At 65.0% G+C, this 1,333-nt stretch carries 1 protein-coding gene; it reads right to left on the reverse strand.

The genetic code is table 11. From position 1 onward, the window contains the following. Positions 1 to 20 precede the first annotated feature (20 nt). Complete coding sequence (locus BKH20_RS13085; RefSeq protein ID WP_256693192.1) at positions 21 to 1,193, reverse strand: ISAs1 family transposase; 1,173 nt, start codon at positions 1,191 to 1,193, stop codon at positions 21 to 23. Between the last annotated feature and the right edge of the window lie 140 nt (positions 1,194 to 1,333).

The following is a 1,333-nucleotide window of genomic DNA, read 5'->3' on the forward strand; positions in this document are numbered from 1 at the left end:
CTGCTGGCATGGTCTCCATACTATCGACTCACGGGAAGAAAAACTCCCCCAGTCCGAGAAACACCACGCACCCCAGTTTGGGTGAGTAGTTTGATGGCTTGTTTGGGTTGTCGTGACAGGGATCTGGTGGTTGAGGCGATGGAGGTGCCTGCGCTGTGGAAGAGTCGGATGAGGCCGGGTGGCCAGGTTGCGCAGGGTGGCCATGACCTGTGGGCCGTTAGCGGTGCGTAGCTGGTGGCGGTCCTCGTCGAAGATGACGTCTCTGACCGACGTGGAGCCGGTTCTCGATTCCCCAGTGCCCTTGGATCCAGGCGGCGACGACCTCGGGCTGGGCATCGGTCATAGGGAGGGAGCAGACCCGGGTAGACCACCTCAACATGCTTCCTGCTCTTGATGGTCCTGGTGCGTCGGAGCTGGACCACCTGAGCGGCTGCGGGGAAGTCCACCCAGGCGGGAGCCTCGACGGCCTTGACAGTACGCCGCACCCGCCGCCCATGACTGGTATCGATCCAGGAGGTGGATGGGACGTTCTTCCAGGGCAGGGCCTTGAGCGCCTTGCGAAGGATCTTCTGGTTGCCCAGAGGCGTGAGAAGGTAGTGACCACCACGCCGGGTGATCCACCGGGCTGTGCCTGTCTGAGTGTGCATCGCATCGGCGCTCACCACCACCCCTTCCAGGTCCAACGGTTCAAGAAGCTCCCTGAGCGCGGGGATCTCGTTGGACTTGCCGGCCACTCGCTGCTGGGTCAGCACGGCGCCGGTGGCGTGGTCCAGGGCAGACAGGAGATGAGGCGCCGGGTCCTTGCTGGTGCGGGCCCCACGCATGGTCTTGCCGTCCACCGCGATGACTGTTCTTCCTTCGATGGTGCCGGTGCGTGTGCACAACCATGACCTCAGGTGGGCATCAACGTCAGCGGGGTCCAGGTCCTGCAGAACCCGGCGGATGGTCGACTCCGACGCAAGAGCCTGCCCCGCCGCTAGTCCCAGGGCCTCCAGGTCGGCGGCGGTCAGGTCGGTGGCGTGCTCCCATATCGCAGTCAGGCTGCGACAGCCGGCCAGCACTCCGGTCACGGCCAGGGACAGCACCGTAAGCAGGTCATGGCGCACACCCCGCCTGTCGCGTGGGTCGGTGATGTTCCTGAGAACCTGGACCAGGGGCTGGCGCGACAAGGCGGTCGTGGTGGAAGATGACATCAGCGCGGGCTCCCAGGACGAAGGGATTGATTAGACACCACTCATCGTCCCTGCGGGGCCCGCGCCCCCGTCCCAGCGACACACCACCCCCGTCAAAACGGCTCAGACACCCCCACCCACCAACTTTGCCGACCCCCTGG

The sequence above is a fragment of the Actinomyces oris genome (assembly GCF_001937445.1).
GTDB lineage: Bacteria > Actinomycetota > Actinomycetes > Actinomycetales > Actinomycetaceae > Actinomyces > Actinomyces acetigenes.

Coding starts and splice junctions, on each gene's coding strand:
- BKH20_RS13085 (WP_256693192.1), bottom strand. CDS start 1,193: ATGTCATCTTCCACCACGACCGCCTTGTCGCGCCAGCCCCTGGTCCAG.